Genomic DNA, 15975 nt, shown 5'->3' on the forward strand with positions numbered 1-15975 from the left:
TTTCCGTGGCCGTGTCCAGCTCTGACTGGAACCACGACAACACGGTCTCGCCCCAGCCGATCACGGCGGCGGAAACCACATCCACCGCGCCTGCCGGTCGGCATTTCTGGGGGTGCAATCTGCGGACCATTTGCGGACCAAACGCCACGCACGATCACGAACGACCTGCGTCTTTGCAAACCGTAAGAGATTGCGTAAACATCAACCTAGCTGCGAAAACGGGGTGATCCCATGAATCACCAGTCAAGTGCGCTGCCAAACTGCGCCACAGCCCGCTGCGGGCAAGAGCACCCGAGCGGGTATACCCTACCAGGCGCTGGCCCGAGAACCTAACGAGTCGCAGGCGGATTTGCCCCTGCGTCGTTCAGTCCTGCAGATCCGGCTGCTCGTGGACGATTCTGTCGAACAGCGGTTGGAATTGGAACCATCCGGCGTACTCGGAGCCGACTTGCCCGTAGGTGACGGCTGCGCTTTGCGGTGTGATTTCGACGAGGGGGCCAGCTGCCATCGCGGCGAGTTGCGCTTGGGCTGAACGCTCCATCGTCATGAACCACCAGACGGCGGAATCGACTGTCTGGCCGACGGTCAGCAGGCCGTGGTTGCGCAGGATGGCCGCTTTGTTGCCGCCGAGGGCGTGGGCAATGCGCTTGCCCTCCTCGGTGTCGAGCACGACGCCGGTGTAGTCGTCGAAAATGGCGTGGTCGTCGTAGAAAGCGCAGACGTCTTGTGTGATGGGGTAGAGGGGCACGCCCAGCGCGGAAAGCGCCTTGCCGTAGACCGAGTGGCTGTGCGCGGCCGCGACAGCGTCGGGGCGCGCCTGGTGGATCTGTGCGTGGATGGCGAACGCGGCGCGGTTGACCGGACGGTCTCCTTCGACGACGTTGCCTTCGTGGTCCACGCGGATCAGGTCGCTGGCTTTGATCAAAGAAAAGTGCAGGCTGAACGGGTTCACCCAGAAGGTGTCGGGGAACTCGGGGTCGCGGGCGGTGATATGACCGGCGACGCCTTCGTCGAAACCTGCTTTGGAAAAGAGGCGGAATCCGGCGGCGAGGCGGACTTTTCGATGCTGGCGCTCGTCTTGGACGTTGTCGAACGCGGGCGGGGCGAACGTGCGCCCGGGCTCGGCGGCGGCGGTGCTCATGGCAGCTCCTCTCAGGCGTGACGGCGAAGACCAGCCTACGCCGGAGGGGAGCTGCTTTTCATGAGGACTGCGTCGCTGCTCTTGCGGGCCGGGCTCGCACTTGCACTGGCCACCAGAACCATCGGCCGAGGAGGGCGGCGATGGACGGCGTCATGAACGCTCGCACGATCAACGTGTCGAACAGGAGGCCCAGGCAGATGGCGGTGCCGACCTGGCCGATGATGCGCAGGTCGCTCACCACCATGGCGCCCATGGTGAAGGCGAACACCAGGCCCGCGTTCGTCACCACGGTGCCGGTGCCGCCGATCGAGCGGATCATGCCGGTCTTGATCCCGGCGGGCAACTCCTCTTTCATCCGGGACACCAGGAGCAAATTGTAATCCGATCCGACCGCGAGCAGGATGATGACAGTCATCGCGAGCACCATCCAGTGCAGGGGGATGCCGAGGATGTCCTGCCAGATCAGCACGGAGAGCCCGAAGGACGCGCCGAGCGAGAGCACGACGGTGCCGACGATGACGAGGGCGGCGACCAGGCTCCGGGTGAGGATCAGCATGACGATGAAGATGAGGCAGATCGCGGACACTCCGGCGATGAGAAGGTCGAAGTTCGCTCCTTCGCTCATGTCCGCGTATGTCGCGGCTGTGCCGCCGAGGTAGATCTTCCCGTCTTCGAGCGGGGTGCCTTTCACGGCTTCCTGCGCCGCTTGTCGGATCTTCGCGATGTGGGAGATGCCTTCCGCGCTCGCAGGTATCCCCTTGTGCGAGATGATGAAGCGCACGGCGTGCCCGTCTGGTGAGATGAAGTTCTTCATGGCGCGTTTGAAGTCTGCGTTCTCGAAGATCTCGGGCGGCAGGTAGAAGGAGTCGTCGTTTTTCGACGCGTCGAACGCTTTGCCCATGGCGGTCGCGTTTTTCGTCCCTTCTTCCTGGTGGTCCATGATGCCCGTCTGGGTGTCGTACATCTCCAGCATCATGTCCCGCATGCTCGTCATGATGGGGAGCATGGACTTCATGTCCGCGACCATCGGCGGCATGAGTTTGTCCATGTCGTGCATGTTGGTGATGATGGGGCCGAACTGCTCGGTCATCTTGTCGATGCCGTCGAGCGCGTCGAACACGGAGCGGAACGCCCAACACCAGGGCAGCTCCCAGCAGTTCGTCTCCCAGTAGAAGTAGTTGCGCAGAGGCCGCATGTAGTCGTCGAAGTACCCCATGTCGTCGCGCAGCTGTTTGATGGTCGAGTACATCTCGTCCATCTGGCCGACCATGCCGTGCATGATGTTCGTCAGCTTCTCCATCGACGCGATCATTCGCGTCGTGATGCCGATCATGACGGTCATCTGGTCGGATTGGACTTTCATCTTGCCCATCATGTCCCGCATGAAGCCCAGCTGCTGGACCTGCCCAGCGCTCTGCATGCTCAGCTGGAAGGGGATCGAGGTGTGCTCGAGCGGGGTCCCTTGCGGGCGGGTGATGGCTTGCACGCGCGCGATGCCCGGCACCCGGAAGACGGCTTTGGCGATCCGGTCGATCACGATCATGTCCGCAGGGTTGCGCAGGTCGTGGTCGGTCTCGATGAAGAGCATCTCGGGGTTCATCCTGGCCTGGGAGAAGTGCCGGTCCGCGGCTTGGAAGCCGATATTGGCGGGAATGGTTTTCGGCATGTAGTCGCGGTCGTTATAGTTCGGCTGGAAGCCGGGCAGGGCCGCGAGGCCGATGAGAGCGACGGCGACGGTGACGGCGAGGATCGGCGCCGGCCAGCGCACGATGGCGGTGCCCACTTTGCGCCAGGTGCGCACTTTCATCTTGCGTTTGGGCTCGAAGAGCCCGATCGCGCTGCCCGCGGTGATGACGGCGGGTCCGAGCGTGACTGCCGCGAGGACGGTGACCAGGAGGCCGATGGAACAGGGTACGCCCATGGTCTGGAAGTAGGGGAGGCGGGTGAAGCTCAGGCAGAAGATCGCGCCAGCGATGGTCAGTCCCGAGCCCAACACGACGTGGGCTGTGCCGTGGAACGTGGTGTAGTAGGCGGTCTCTTTGTCTTCTCCCGCGCCGCGGGCTTCTTGGTAGCGGCCCATCCAGAAGATCACATAGTCTGTCGCCGCCGCGATGGCGAGCGACGTGAGCATGTTCGTGGCGAAGGTGGAGAGCCCGAGGATTCCGTTGTGCCCGAGGAAGGCGATGAGGCCGCGGGACGCCCCGAGCTGGACGCCGACCATGAGCAGCATGATGAGCACTGTGACGATGGATCGGTAGATGAACAGCAGCATGGTGATGATGACGGCGAAGGTCACCAGGGTGATCAACTCCATGCTGGCGTTGCCCGCTTCGTTCTGGTCGCTCATGAGCGCGGCTTGGCCGGTGACGTACGCGGTGACGCCGGGCGGCGCCGGATGTTTTTTGTCGTGGAGGCTGTCCTCGACAATCTTCCGGACCGACTCGACGGACTCGTTCGCCAATGTCTCGCCCATATTTCCGGCGAGGTTCAGCTGCACATAGGCGGCTTTGTGGTCGGTGCTTTCGGCGCCTTCTTCGGTGACTCGGTCGCCCCAGAAGTCTTGGACGTGCTGGACGTGTTTGGTGTCTGCCCGGAATTTGCGGACGAGTTCGTCGTAGAACGCGTGCGCGTCCTTGCCGAGCGTCTTTTTCGGGTCCTTGTCCGTCTGTTCGATGACGACCATCGCCGCGCTGTCGGAGTCGGACTCTCGGAAGACTTTGCCCATCTCTTTCATCGCGACCAACGCGGGCGCGTCACTGGGGGCGAGCGAGACGGAGTGCTCTTTGCCCACGGCCTCGAGCTGCGGCGCGGCGAGGTTGAAGATCACCGCGACGGCGATCCAGCCGATGATGATCGGCAGCGCGAAGACGCGGATCGCCCGCGCGAAGAAGGTTTTTTCCGAAGAAGTGTTGCTCATGCAGATTTCACCATGCATCCCACGAGAGAGTTGGGGCCTGTTGCTGTTTTTTCGGCTTTCAGATCGTCGTCCACAGTGATGCGGCAGGTGATCGAGTCGCCGTCGGTTTGGGCCATTATGTTGGCGGCCATGGAAGTGTTCGTCGTGGTGATCGGCAACGTCCACGGCAAGCTTGAGACGACCACCTGTTGGGGTTCGGTGTTCTCGTCGTAGTAGCTGATGCGGACTTTCCGCTTCGCGCCGGTCGTGCCGGTGATCTCGTAGACCACGCGCTTGGGCTTGGACGTTTTGTTCTCGGTCGCGATCGGCTCGTAGCCGGATGTGATGTGCACGTCGGAGCCGAAAATCCCGTGCAGCCGGTCGACGGCGAGCGCCGCCGCCGCGACGACGAACGCGATCACGATGAGCACCCAAGTTTTTTTGAAGACCCCGAACGGGGTCGTCTTGCGTTTGCGCGGCGCGTTCCTCGGGCCCTGCCCAGGGGCGGCGTGCGCGGGCTGCGGCGCGTGCGCAGGGGGTGCGGTCATGGATCAGCCTTTCCGAAAGCTCACTTCGCCAAGGTTATACGGAACGACAACTCCGTATAACCTCGTTCAGAATACATGACGAGGAGGCCTGGGTGAAGTGGGCTGGAAGCCGTGTCGCGCCCGCTCCGCGCGGACAGTCGTTTCCGCTGCGTTTGCCGGGTCCGGGTATAGTCTGCGCATGTCGCAACCGCCCGTAGCGCAAGAGCGTCGGATTGTCACTTCGGTGCCGGGTCCGAAATCCGTCGAACTCGAACGCAGGCGCCGGGCGGCGGTCGCCTCGGGCGTCGGCTCCGTCCTGCCCGTCTTCATCGCGCGCGCAGCCGGCGGGGTGGTGGTCGACGTCGACGGCAACTCGCTCATCGATTTCGGGTCGGGCATCGCGGTGACGAGCGTCGGCAACAGCGCCCAACCGGTCGTGCGCAATGTCCGCGAGCAGGTCGGCGCGTTCACCCACACCTGTTTCATGGTCACGCCGTATGAAGGCTATGTCGCCGTCTGCGAAGAACTGGCCGCGCTCACCCCTGGCGAGCACGAGAAACGCTCGGCGCTCTTCAATTCCGGGGCGGAGGCGGTGGAGAACGCGGTGAAGATCGCGCGAGCCGCCACCGGGCGCGGCGCGGTGGTCGTCTTCGACCACGCGTATCACGGGCGCACCAACCTCACGATGGCGATGACGGCGAAGAACGCTCCGTACAAGCAGGGCTTCGGCCCGTTCGCGGGCGAGGTCTACCGCGCTCCGTTGTCCTACCCTTATCGCGAGCCTGCGGAGATCTCTGGCAAAGAGGCCGCCGAACGAGCTGTGGCGCTGATCGAGAGCCAGGTCGGGGCGGAGAATGTCGCGTGCGTCGTGATCGAGCCGATTCAAGGCGAGGGCGGGTTCATCGAGCCGGCCCCCGGATTTTTGCCCCGGCTCGCCGAGTGGTGCCGGGAGCAGGGGGCGGTGTTCGTCGCCGACGAGATCCAGACGGGTTTCTGCCGCACTGGCGACTGGTTCGCCGTCGAGCATGAGGCGGTCGTGCCGGACCTTGTTGTGACTGCCAAAGGAATCGCGGGCGGGCTGCCGCTCGCGGCGGTGACTGGGCGAGCCGAGATCATGGACGCAGTGGGCGCCGGCGGGCTCGGGGGGACCTACGGCGGCAATCCGGTCGCGTGCGCTGCCGCGCTCGGGGCCATGGAACTCATGCGCGGCGAGCGCCTTGCCGAGCGGGCTCGGGGAATCGGCGCGGCGATGCGTGCCGCGTTGGAAGAGACGCAACGCTCGAACCCTGTCCTCGGCGATGTCCGGGGCAGGGGAGCGATGATCGCGGTCGAGCTGGTCAAACCTGGAGGCAAGGAACCGGACGCGGCAACGGCGAAGCGGATCGCGGCGGACTGCCACCAGCGGGGCTTGCTCGTCTTGACGGCAGGAACCTATGGCAATGTGCTTCGCTTCCTGCCGCCGCTTGTCATGCCGGACCATCTGCTGCGCGAAGGGCTCGCCATTTTGGCGGACGCTTGCATGCGAGCCTGACGGGGAGAAGGAGAACTCAATGCGGAGAAGGAGGGCCGCACCCCCAGGGGGTGCGGCCCTCCTTCTCCACATCCATGGAGGATGCTTCTTAGCGGGTCACGGAATGTTGACGCAAGTGCCGTTGACGCAGCCGCCGCCGCCATGCACGTCGCCCCAGCCGTGCCCGACGCCCGGGACAGAGCCGCTGCCGCCGGGGGCGCCGTCGCGGCCGCCGTTGACGCCGCCTTGTCCTTCGGTGCCGTCCGGCAGCTTGCCGCTGCCGCCCTCGGCGTCGCCGTGGCCCTCGCCGACGCCGGGCTTGGAGCCGCCGCCGCCGGGGGTGCCGTCGCGGCCGCCGTGCAGGCCGCCGCCGCCCTGGCTGCCGTCAGGAGCGGAGCCGCTGCCGCCCTCGGGCGGGCCGTCGTCGTCGCCGTCGGAGTCGTCGTCCGGGTCTGCTTGCAGGTAGGGGCCGACGTGCTGCGAGACGTTCGCAGGGTGTGCGGCCAGTGAGATGGGCGATGCTTGGGCTTCGGCGAGAGCCGCCGGGTACAAGCCAATGAGGCCCAGAATGGCAAAAGGAGCGATTTTCGCAGTCGAAACCATGAGGGGTTCCTTTCTGTCTGTATTTTTCGCGGCTCATACGGTCACTCGCATGAGGGCCATCGCCAGTATACCCGCATGATCGCAACAAGGAAGGCCGCAAGGCACCGAAAGCTGTCGCGGCGGGGCCGCGCAGATGATAAGCTCTCCCACCGGGCGCGTCCCATTCCGCCATGGTGTAATTGGCAGCACGACAGGTTTTGGTCCTGTTTGTCTAGGTTCGAGTCCTGGTGGCGGAACTGCGGGATGACTGTCTCCTGCCAGTCCTGGATTTCGCGCGGACCCCTCGGGCAGAGAGTTCTGCGAATCCCGAGCGTGCCACATCGGCACTGTATGCCGCGTCGCGGCAGGAGTTGCACGTATGAAAAACGCATGTAACGTGTACCTGTTATAATTCACTTAGGTGCTCTACGCAACAGATAGTGTAGATATATGCATTAGTGGACAATGCTCAACGGCGAGTGGGGTCGGATTGGAAAATGAACGCAGCTGTTCAGTCGTTCTCGACTGGATGCGACAGCCTTCGGCTCGGACGGGCCTGCATATCGCCGAAGAGGAATCGCAGAGTTGGCGTTCAGTTCCATACGAGAAGCTGGCCCTTCTTGCGCGAAAGATCGCGGGGGCGCTCCAGCGGGAGGGGCTGGGCGTCGGCCTGGGGGCCTGTGTCGTCATGCCCACGGGGGCGTTGTGCGTCGGTTCGCTCTACGCGGTGTGGGCCTGCGGCGCATCGGCGACATTGATCCCCCCGCCCGCTTTCGCGGACGGGGACGCCTATGCCGCCCACGTGGGCGCGATCTTGGGCGGAGCCGCGCCGCATACGGTCCTCACGACCGCGGAGCTCGTCGCGTTCGTCGAATTGGCGCTCGACACGTCGGGATTGCCGAACCGTCCTGTGGTGGCGGTTTTCGACGAGGCGGCTGTCGAGTCCGCAGCTCCTGCTGATCTGCAGGAGCCGGGAGAGGTGGCGCTCGTCCAGTTCACTTCGGGATCGACCGCGTCTCCCCGAGGAGTCATGGTCAGCTGGGAGAACCTGCGCGACAACATCCAGCGGATCATGGCGACGATCGGCTGGGAAAAAGGAGACTCCACAGCCTCCTGGCTGCCGCTCTACCACGACATGGGCCTGGTGGGAGCTTTGCTGACGACTGTCGCAAACCAGGGGGACCTGTACCTGATGCGGCCGGACCAATTCGTCAGGGAGCCGATCCGTTGGTTGCAGGCTATGGCGAAAGCCCAGCACACGGTGTCTCCGTCCTTCGGCATCGGGTACGCGGCGCGCAGGCTCAAGGCCGAGGACGTCGCCGATCTCGACCTCTCCGGCTGGCGTTCGTTGGTCACCGGAGCCGAGCCAGTCGACCTGTCCTCTCTGAGCGCTTTCTGCGAACTGGCCGGACCGCGGGGGTTTCGATCCACGGCGTTCGTCGCGGCATACGGCCTTGCCGAGGCGACGCTCATGGTCAGCGGCACACCGGTCGAGGAGCCAATCGTGGCGCGACGCATCGACCAATCCTCGTTGCGGATGGGCGAGCCCGTGAGCATTCTGGAGTCGGCGGTGTTCGGCGGCCAGCCGCTCGCCGGCGAGGGATGGATCGCGGGTTTGGGGCCGCACGGCCGTGAGGTCAGCATCCTCGACGAAGACGGCAAGGAAGTCCCGGACGGGACACTCGGCCAGATCGTCGTGGACTCCAGCTCCGTCGCGATGGGCTATTGCGACTTGTCCCAAGAGCGCGCAAGCTCAGGCACGAGGTTCTGCGACGGGACGCTCCACACAGGTGACGCGGGCTTCCGCCACGACGGCCAGCTCTATGCCTTGGGCCGAATGGGGTGGGCCTTGAAGGTACGGGGGAAGTCCGTCTTCATGGAGGATTTCGAAGCACGTCTGGCTTCGGCCACCGGATTGCCCAAAGGCGCGCTCTGCGCCGCCGCCATCCCGGGAGGCCCCGTTCCAGGAGTTGCCTTGTTCGTGGAGCGCCCCGTCGGCGACTGGCTCAGCGCGGTCCAGCAAGCCGCGCGAGCCTGCCTCGGGCCGGCGCACATGCTTCGCGTCGTCACCGGCCCTCGTGGATTCATCCGCCGGACCTCCAGCGGCAAGCCGCAACGCAGCCGCATGTGGCAGCTGATGGCCGCCGGGGAGCTCGCGGAGGCGACGGTGCTCTTCGATTCTGCGAACAAAAATGGCGGGCCCGATGCGGCGGAACCCGGGCAGCGGCCTTCCTGCCTCGAACTTCCGGACGGCCGGAGCATCCCTTTGAGCGAGCAGCAGCTCCAAGACCTTCTCGACAAGACACTGGCCGAGGTCGAGGTGGACAGCCAGGCGACAATCCTCCTGGAGGGATCGTTGGCGGAGGGCTTCGGGAACGAGGCTTCGGACATCGATTTCCTGGCAGTTCTGCCCGGCGAAGCCCCGGCCCCCACGATGCCGTCGGTCATGTTCGTCGAAGGCAGCCGCACCGAGGTCCGCACTCGATCGTTCGCGCAACTGCGCGAACAGCTCGACCTGGTCGCGCATTCGCTTTCCGAAGGTTCTCCCGCCATCCTCGAGCGGCCCGGCAACGACGTGATCAACCGTTGCCAGCGATTTCTGCGCTCCGTCGTGCTGCGCCGGGGAAGCTCGTGGCCGCAGGTCGAGGCTCTGCGCGACAGGCTGCCGTATCGCGAGTTCTCTTCGTTGCTGTCAGGTTGGTGGCTGGCCAGGGCGCAGCAGTCGTTGCGCCAGGCGGTCGCCCTTATGGCGAGCGGCGCTTTCGCAGACGGCCGAGGGTGGGCTCGCGACGGCCTGCAGCAGGCCGCGAAGGGGTGGGCCGCAGCCCAAGGGGAGTGCTACATAGAGACCAAGTGGCTCCCGCTGCAGCTGGGCCGATTGCATGACCAGCAAACGGTCGCGCGGTATTGGGAGCTTGACGACGAGCTCTCCGAATGCGCCAAACGCGACGACGTCGAGCTGCTGGACGCGGTGCTTTCGCTGGCTGAAGAGTTTGGCGTCACGGACGTGGCGAACGACTCGTCTTTGGTCCGACTTGCCCGAGTCCCCGGGGTGACCACATGGCCAATCGGGGGCGTTGTGCACGTCCTGCGAGGCGACGACGTTTTCGTGCTTTCGGACGAGGCCGCGCTCGCCTGGCGAGCGGTGGTCTTCGGGCGCCCGGTCTCGGAAACGGCGGGAAGCTCGGGGCGTTTGGCCGAGTTCGTCCGGTTGGGACTTGTCGGGCTGCGTTGGCGTACTGGCGAACCGGTACGCCCCGCGATCGCGATGTGCGAGCAGGCGCGCCCCTACACTTGCCCGCCGTCCACAGGCTTCCCGTTGGTGGGCATGGCGGGAGCGCCGCAAGGGCCGGGCATTTCGTTGTCGCCGTTGCCCGCGCGGCGTTTCGTTGAATCCGGAATGAACCTGATCTGGTCCAACGTCGTTGTGGAGAACGCTCGTGAAGATCTTGCCGGGGCGGTGAAGTCGGGCCAGTGGCGGGTTGCCGATCTTGCGAAGTCGCGACTGGTCGGGGTGCTGGTTCGGGTGATCGCTTCGGCGTGCGGGGCCTCGCCCCTGCCTGCGGACGTGGCCGCGTTGTCCACGGCCAGCCGCCTGCTGCCCGAAAGCTTGCCTGGCCGCGGCGAGCTGCTCGGCGTGATGGAGGAGGCGGTGAGCACGACGTTTTCCGGCTCGGACGCGATCATGGAGGAGGCTGCGTCGAAGATCGCGCTCCTCGACGACTTGGTCCGTCGGGTCCGCGCCTTCTCGGGGTGCGAATTCCCGGCTTCCTTCCATTCGCGTGAGCAGTGGGGGCAGACCCTCGAAAGCGGGTACAACTGGCTGCGAATGGGCAGCTATCTCAACGCTGATCTGCCGCTTGACGAGGCGCGGGACCTCTTGGAGTCGGGTGGAAGGCAACCACACAAAAACGCCGAGGAGGCAAAGTTTTGAGCACACCGGGCACCGCTGATCCGGACGCGGTCCGCGCAAAGGCGACCAGGATCGTCGCCGCAATGGCTGCCGAACCCCCGCAACGTCCGCTGGAGGGAGCGGATCGCCTGATCGACGACCTCGGTTTCGACTCGGTCCGTCTGATCGAACTCACGATGGCGCTGGAACGCGCGTTCGGTTTAGCGGCCCATAGTCCAGAGCAGCTTGTGTCCGTGGCGACCGTCGACGACGTCGTTGCTTTGGTCAGCGGCGCTCTGGGGAAGAAGGGAGCGCAGTGAACCCGGCGCAGAAGACCCGCGGAAGGGCGATCTTGGTGACAGGGGCTGCGGGTCTGGTCGGGGCCGAGGTGGTGGACCGGCTCTCGAAGCATCTCCCGGTCATCGCCACGACGCATCGCAACCCCAGGATCGTGCGCAACGACGGCTGCGGCGTCGACGCCGTCGCGTACACCCCTGGTCATGACGCTCCGGTGCGTCAACTGGCGGTCGACGTCCGTTTGCCGGACTTCGGGCTGGACGCGGATCTGCTGGAGAGCCTGAGCGTCGAGGTCGGGGGGATCGTCCACTGCGCCGCGACGGTCGCATTGGACGGCCCCGAGCAGGACTACCAAGCGCTGAATGTGACCGCGACGGCGAACACGGTCGAACTCGCCCAGCGTTGGGATGTGCCCCTGGTCCACGTCAGCACGGCCTATGTTTGCGGGCGCAGGGGCGGGCGCATCCTTGAGGACGAACTCGACGTCGGACAAGAATTCAGCAACGGCTACGAGCACAGCAAGCTCCGCGCCGAAAAGCTTGTGCGGTCCGCGCCGGGGTTGCGCTGGTCAGTGGTTCGGCCCGCGATCGTCACCGGATCTGCCGACGGCGGCGCGGTGCGGGATTACAAAAACCTCTACACGCTGGTCAAACTCATTGTCGAGGGCAAACTCCGCCGGCTTCCCGGACGCTACGACGCCACCTTGTCGCTCGTGCCCGTCGATTACACAGCGGATGTGACAGTGTCGGCGACGCTGCGGATGCAGTCGGATGAGGCGGCAATACGCGGCCGGACGTTCCACGCGACAGGGAACGGCGTCATCTCGTTGCGCGAAGTCTCGAATGTCTTCGCCGAGTACCCCTCGTTCCACGTGGCGACCTTTGTGCCTGCCGCCTCCTTCTCGATAGAAGACCTGGACTCGTTCGAGCGCGACTATTACCAGCGCTTGGGCGCCCAGTACGTGTGCTATTTCGACCGGGTCCGCGCATTCGACGACTCCGCGACCAGAACATTGCTGGGAATGCAGCCGCCCGACACAGGCCAAGAATACTTGCGCACGCTGCTCGACTACTGCCTCGAGGCCGGTTATCTGGGTCGAGCCCTTCCTTCAGTGGAGGAAATCCTCCAAGACGAATCCTCTTCGTCCGAGGGCGGCGCGCGAACGGCCGACAGGGCTGGAACAAACGAGTTGGTCCGATGATCGAACTGCGCGAGGTGACCAAGCGATACCGGATCGGCAGCGAAGAGGTCCGGGCCCTCGACGGCGCCAGTCTCGACCTCGCGCCTGGCTCCCTCGTGTCCATGGCGGGCCCGTCCGGCTCGGGCAAGAGCACCTTGTTGCACATCCTCGGCGCGCTTGATTCGCCAGACTCTGGATCCGTCGTGTTCGAGGGACGCGACATCACGGGCCTGTCCGAGCCCGAGCAGGCCGAACTGCGTCTGCATCGCATCGGGTTCGTCTTCCAGTTCTTCAACCTGTTGCCCACCATGTCAGCGTGGGAGAATGTGGCGCTGCCAAAGTTGCTCGACGGCGCGAGCCTCAAATCTGCGCGCGCCGACGCGATGGCCCTGTTGCAGCGCGTCGGCCTGGGACAGCGCGCCGATCACCGCCCCGCCGAGCTTTCCGGGGGGCAAATGCAACGAGTGGCCATCGCGCGGTCCCTGATGATGGACCCGGTTCTGCTGCTCGCCGACGAGCCGACGGGGAACTTGGACTCGAAAACGGGCGATGAGGTGATGGCGTTGCTGGCCGAGTTCGCCCACGACAAGGAGAACGCCAGGACCGTTGTCCTGGCGACGCACAACCTCGAGGCGGCCGCTGCCACGGATCGGACCATCTTTTTGCAGGACGGCTCCATCGCCTCGGATGTGTCCCGCCGGGTCGAAGCGAGCGCCCCGTGAGAGCGCTCTTCGACTGGCTGCGCCTCTTCAGCGCGCGGGAGGCGGTCGCCGCACGAGGCCGCATGGCCGCGCTGGTCGCAGTCGTCGCGGTGTCGTCGGCTCTGCTGGTGGCCGTCTTTGGGGTCATCGGGTCCATCGACTCGTCAGCCGAACGGCTCGCCGACCAGCTCGCAGGCAAGGCGGCCCTCGAGGTCACAGGGATCGCCGACGGCGGTTTCTCCGAGGATGTGCTCGACAGCCTCAACGGCCTTGGCGGGGTCTCAGTGGGGGCGCCGTTTGTCCAGACGACGGTCACTTCCTCGGCGGGCGACACGTTGCTGCTCGGCGCCGATCCGCGCAGCGTCCGACTGGACAACGCGTTGAGCCAGGCTCTCTCAGGCAAGCTGGCGGAGCTGGCCTCGGCCCGAGACGGTCTGCTCGCCGGTCCGGGAATGGGGGTCGTGAAGGGCGGGCAGATCCGAGTGGGCTCGACGTCGGCCACAGTCGTCGACGTCCTGCAAGGAGCGGACTATAGCGCAATAAACGGCGGCCGTTACCTGGTCAGCCCCTTGCGGCTCGCGCAGCGGCTGGCCGGTCACGAGCATGTGATCGACGGTGTCTACATAGTCCCGAAAGCGGGCGCCGACGTCGAGCAGCTCCGATCGGCCGTCACTGCTGCTGTCGGCGGGCGGGCGCTGGTCGTCGACCCCCAGGCGCGCAGCGCCCAGTCCGCGATGGGCGTCAACCTCGTCCGATTTGTCGCATTGTCCTCAGGAGCCATCACGTTCGTCGTCTCCGGGTTCCTGATCTACACCGCGACGGGCATGTCGGTCGCGGCGCGCAGGCGCGCTCTGTCGGCGCTGCGCGCTATCGGAGCCCGTCCCCGGCGCCTCGTCCTCGGCATCCTCGGGGAGGTCGCCTTGTACGGTCTCATCGGTGGTCTGATCGGGGCCGTTGGTGGCTTCTTCATCGGGCGATGGGCGATCACCAGGCTGCCGGACACGTTCATGCAGACCGTCACAGCGCGCATCGAGTACCACTTGCCCGCATGGGCTGTCCCGGTGGCGCTGGCGGTGGCTGTGGCCGCCTCGGTGGCCGCGGCGGCGCTCGCCGCCCGGCATGTGTACCGGGTTTCGCCGGTCGAAGCGATGGCTCCGGTGGGAGCCTCCAGCACAGACTCGGTTCCAACGTGGACGCGCGTTGCGGCTTTCCTTGTCTTCGTGTTGCTCGCGGCGGCAGCTTTCATGGTTGCCACCTCAGAGCTGGGGCTGCTGTCGGACGGGGCGATCTCCATGATGTTCGGCGCGCTGCTGGCGCTCGGGTTCGCCATGGGGCCTTTGCTGATCCGGGTCTGCGCCGCGGTCGCCGGAGCGTTCGGGCCCGCCGGCGTCGTTTCCGGCTCTGCGCTCTCGCGTGCGCCTGGCCGGGTCTGGGCGACCATGATGACTGTGGCGATCGCTGTCGCCGCGACCCTCGCGATCAGCGGCGGCGGCGGGAACGCCGTCCGCTCGGCGTTGAAGACGTTCGCACCGTACGAGCACAGCGACATCTGGGTCTCGACGAGCAGGCCTGGGCTCTTCCCCACGGGGCCGCTGTTGCCGTCGACGCTGCACGATCAAGTCGCTTCGGCAGCGGGCGTGACGGCCGTTGTGGGCGGCCTTGCGAGTTATGCCATGGTCGGCGACAGCAAGGTCATGCTCTACGGGTTGTCTCGCGACGACGGAAATCCTTTGCTTGCAGGTGTGCCTGAGGCGGTGCGACAGCAGGCCCTCGCCGGAGACGGCGTTGTCCTGTCCCGAGATCTGGCGCAACGCCTGAAGCTGCGCGTCGGCGATACCTTCACGTTGCACACAGCGCAGGGCGACAAGTCGTTGCCAGTCCTTGCCGCCGTGCCTTTCTTCTCCGGACTCACCGGAGCGCTTGGCCTCGAGCTCGGCCTTTTGCGGAGCTGGTTCCACCGAGGAGGGGAGACCACGTTGCAGGTCAGCCTCGCCCCGGGGACAGATCTCGAGGCGGCGGCCGCTGCGATTCGCCAGCTTGTCCCGCAGGGCGTGCACGTCTACAGCGGCAGGCAGGCTGTCGATGGATACGGGTTGGTGCTGCGCCAGGCTTTCGACCTGAACAACGTCCTCTGGATGATCGTGGTGGTGATCGCTGCGATAGCGCTGCTGAACATGCTCATGCTGTCTGTGCTGGAAAGGCGTAGAGAGTTCGGCGTTCTCGGCGCGATCGGCGCCAGTCGGCGCTTCGTTCTCAAGACCGTTCTGATCGAAGGCGCGGCGATCGGCCTGACAGGCGGCGTTCTCGGCGTGTTGTTCGGGCTCGCCGAACAGTATGTGTCGGATTTCGCGTCCAGCCAGGTGTGGGCTGTGGACGTCCGTTTCGAGTTCGTCCCTATCGCGTTCCTCCTCGCGCTCGGCGGGTTGGCCGTGTGCGTTGTCGGCTCGGTCCCGCCTGCGCTCACCGCCTCGCGTGGGAGCGTCGTCGAGGCGGTGAGCGCCGAATGAGCAAAAAGAGCAGGACCGCGTTCAGCAGCGGGTTTTGCCGTACGCCGAGCGCCGTGCTTGTCGCAGTCGTGTTGTCGTTGTGCGCCGGTTGCTTTCTGTCTGGCGCGCCTGTCGATCAGAAAAAGTCGCCAACTGCGCCGACTGCTGGCGCAGACAACGCGCTGACCGCCCTGATCCGGCAAGCGGCCAAGTCGACCGCCTCGTTGAAGAGCGCCCATTTGGTCTTGGCGACGACCGGCAAGATCGACGGGCTGGCGCACATTTCCAGCGCCGACCTCGACGTGCGGGTGGGTCCGCTCGGCGCTGCGGGGAAGGTCGCCTACGACGGCCAGGTCGATGTTCCCTTCGTGCTGATGGACGACGCCGCGTTTGTCCGGCTGTTCGACGAGTGGACCAATATCGGCAGCGTCGAAGACCTCTTCGCGCCGGGGCTGATCGACCCGTCGGCAGGCGTGGCGAAGATCTTGGCGAGCATTGTCGACCCTCAGGCGGGCGGCTCCGAGACAATCGACGGCACGGCCACGACCAAGGTGACCGGGTCAGTGCCAGTCGACGCGGCCAAGATCATGCTGCCGCAGGCGAACGGCCCCAAAAAGATCACCGTCTGGATCAAACCAGACGGAGACCACCAGGTCGTCAGATCCCTCGTCGAGGTGAGTCCGGGGAGCGCTGTCCAAAACACCCTCTCCAAATGGAACGTGCCCGTGACCATCAGCAAACAGCCGTAGCGCGCAGGAAGAAA

11 protein-coding genes and 1 tRNA gene are annotated in these 15975 nt (G+C 65.4%); 8 read left to right on the forward strand and 4 right to left on the reverse strand.

The features are described 5' to 3' along the window. Positions 1 to 364: 364 nt before the first annotated feature. From SROT_RS06660 to SROT_RS06670, 3 genes are read right to left on the reverse strand one after another with little or no spacing between them, the layout of a single operon-like run. Positions 365 to 1141, reverse strand: coding sequence for a class II aldolase/adducin family protein (locus tag SROT_RS06660; protein WP_013138251.1), 777 nt, complete (start codon positions 1139 to 1141; stop codon positions 365 to 367). 58 nt (positions 1142 to 1199) lie between these two features. Further along, complete coding sequence (locus SROT_RS06665) at positions 1200 to 4058, reverse strand: MMPL/RND family transporter (protein WP_013138252.1); 2859 nt, start codon at positions 4056 to 4058, stop codon at positions 1200 to 1202. Then, positions 4055 to 4585 (reverse strand): MmpS family transport accessory protein, encoded by a 531-nt coding sequence (locus tag SROT_RS06670; RefSeq protein ID WP_013138253.1) that lies wholly within the window; start codon positions 4583 to 4585, stop codon positions 4055 to 4057. Before SROT_RS06670 ends, SROT_RS06665 begins: the two co-directional genes overlap by 4 nt. 178 nt (positions 4586 to 4763) lie before the next feature. Here SROT_RS06670 and gabT point away from each other — a divergent pair, with 178 nt between their 5' ends. Beyond that, positions 4764 to 6095, forward strand: a complete 1332-nt coding sequence (gene gabT / locus SROT_RS06675) for a 4-aminobutyrate--2-oxoglutarate transaminase (RefSeq protein ID WP_041407026.1) — start codon at positions 4764 to 4766, stop codon at positions 6093 to 6095. A gap of 96 nt (positions 6096 to 6191) precedes the next feature. Here the strand turns inward: gabT and SROT_RS15610 are convergent, their stop codons facing one another. Next, a complete protein-coding gene (locus SROT_RS15610) occupies positions 6192 to 6677 on the reverse strand; it encodes a hypothetical protein (RefSeq protein WP_013138255.1) in 486 nt (161 codons plus the stop codon). Between the two features lie 164 nt (positions 6678 to 6841). On the opposite strand from SROT_RS15610, the gene SROT_RS06685 reads away from it, so the two are divergent. The 7 genes from SROT_RS06685 (at position 6842) to SROT_RS06715 (ending at position 15961) form a co-directional block, all read left to right on the forward strand. Further along, positions 6842 to 6913: transfer RNA gene (locus tag SROT_RS06685), tRNA-Gln, on the forward strand. Positions 6914 to 7185: 272 nt separating this feature from the next. Beyond that, positions 7186 to 10590 carry an AMP-binding protein gene (locus SROT_RS06690; protein WP_013138256.1) on the forward strand — a complete coding sequence of 1135 codons (3405 nt, stop codon included), beginning with the start codon at positions 7186 to 7188 and terminating at the stop codon, positions 10588 to 10590. Then, positions 10587 to 10868 (forward strand): acyl carrier protein, encoded by a 282-nt coding sequence (locus SROT_RS06695; protein ID WP_013138257.1) that lies wholly within the window; start codon positions 10587 to 10589, stop codon positions 10866 to 10868. Before SROT_RS06690 ends, SROT_RS06695 begins: the two co-directional genes overlap by 4 nt. Next, positions 10865 to 12046, forward strand: coding sequence for an SDR family oxidoreductase (locus tag SROT_RS06700; RefSeq protein WP_013138258.1), 1182 nt, complete (start codon positions 10865 to 10867; stop codon positions 12044 to 12046). Before SROT_RS06695 ends, SROT_RS06700 begins: the two co-directional genes overlap by 4 nt. Continuing rightward, positions 12043 to 12747 carry an ABC transporter ATP-binding protein gene (locus tag SROT_RS06705; RefSeq protein ID WP_013138259.1) on the forward strand — a complete coding sequence of 235 codons (705 nt, stop codon included), beginning with the start codon at positions 12043 to 12045 and terminating at the stop codon, positions 12745 to 12747. The genes SROT_RS06700 and SROT_RS06705 overlap by 4 nt, the downstream gene beginning before the upstream one ends. Then, the gene (locus tag SROT_RS06710; protein WP_013138260.1) at positions 12744 to 15233 is read left to right on the forward strand and encodes an ABC transporter permease; all 2490 of its coding nucleotides are present in this window, start codon (positions 12744 to 12746) and stop codon (positions 15231 to 15233) included. The genes SROT_RS06705 and SROT_RS06710 overlap by 4 nt, the downstream gene beginning before the upstream one ends. Continuing rightward, complete coding sequence (locus SROT_RS06715; protein WP_013138261.1) at positions 15230 to 15961, forward strand: LppX_LprAFG lipoprotein; 732 nt, start codon at positions 15230 to 15232, stop codon at positions 15959 to 15961. Before SROT_RS06710 ends, SROT_RS06715 begins: the two co-directional genes overlap by 4 nt. Positions 15962 to 15975: the final 14 nt, after the last annotated feature.

The organism is Segniliparus rotundus DSM 44985, from assembly GCF_000092825.1.
GTDB lineage: Bacteria > Actinomycetota > Actinomycetes > Mycobacteriales > Mycobacteriaceae > Segniliparus > Segniliparus rotundus.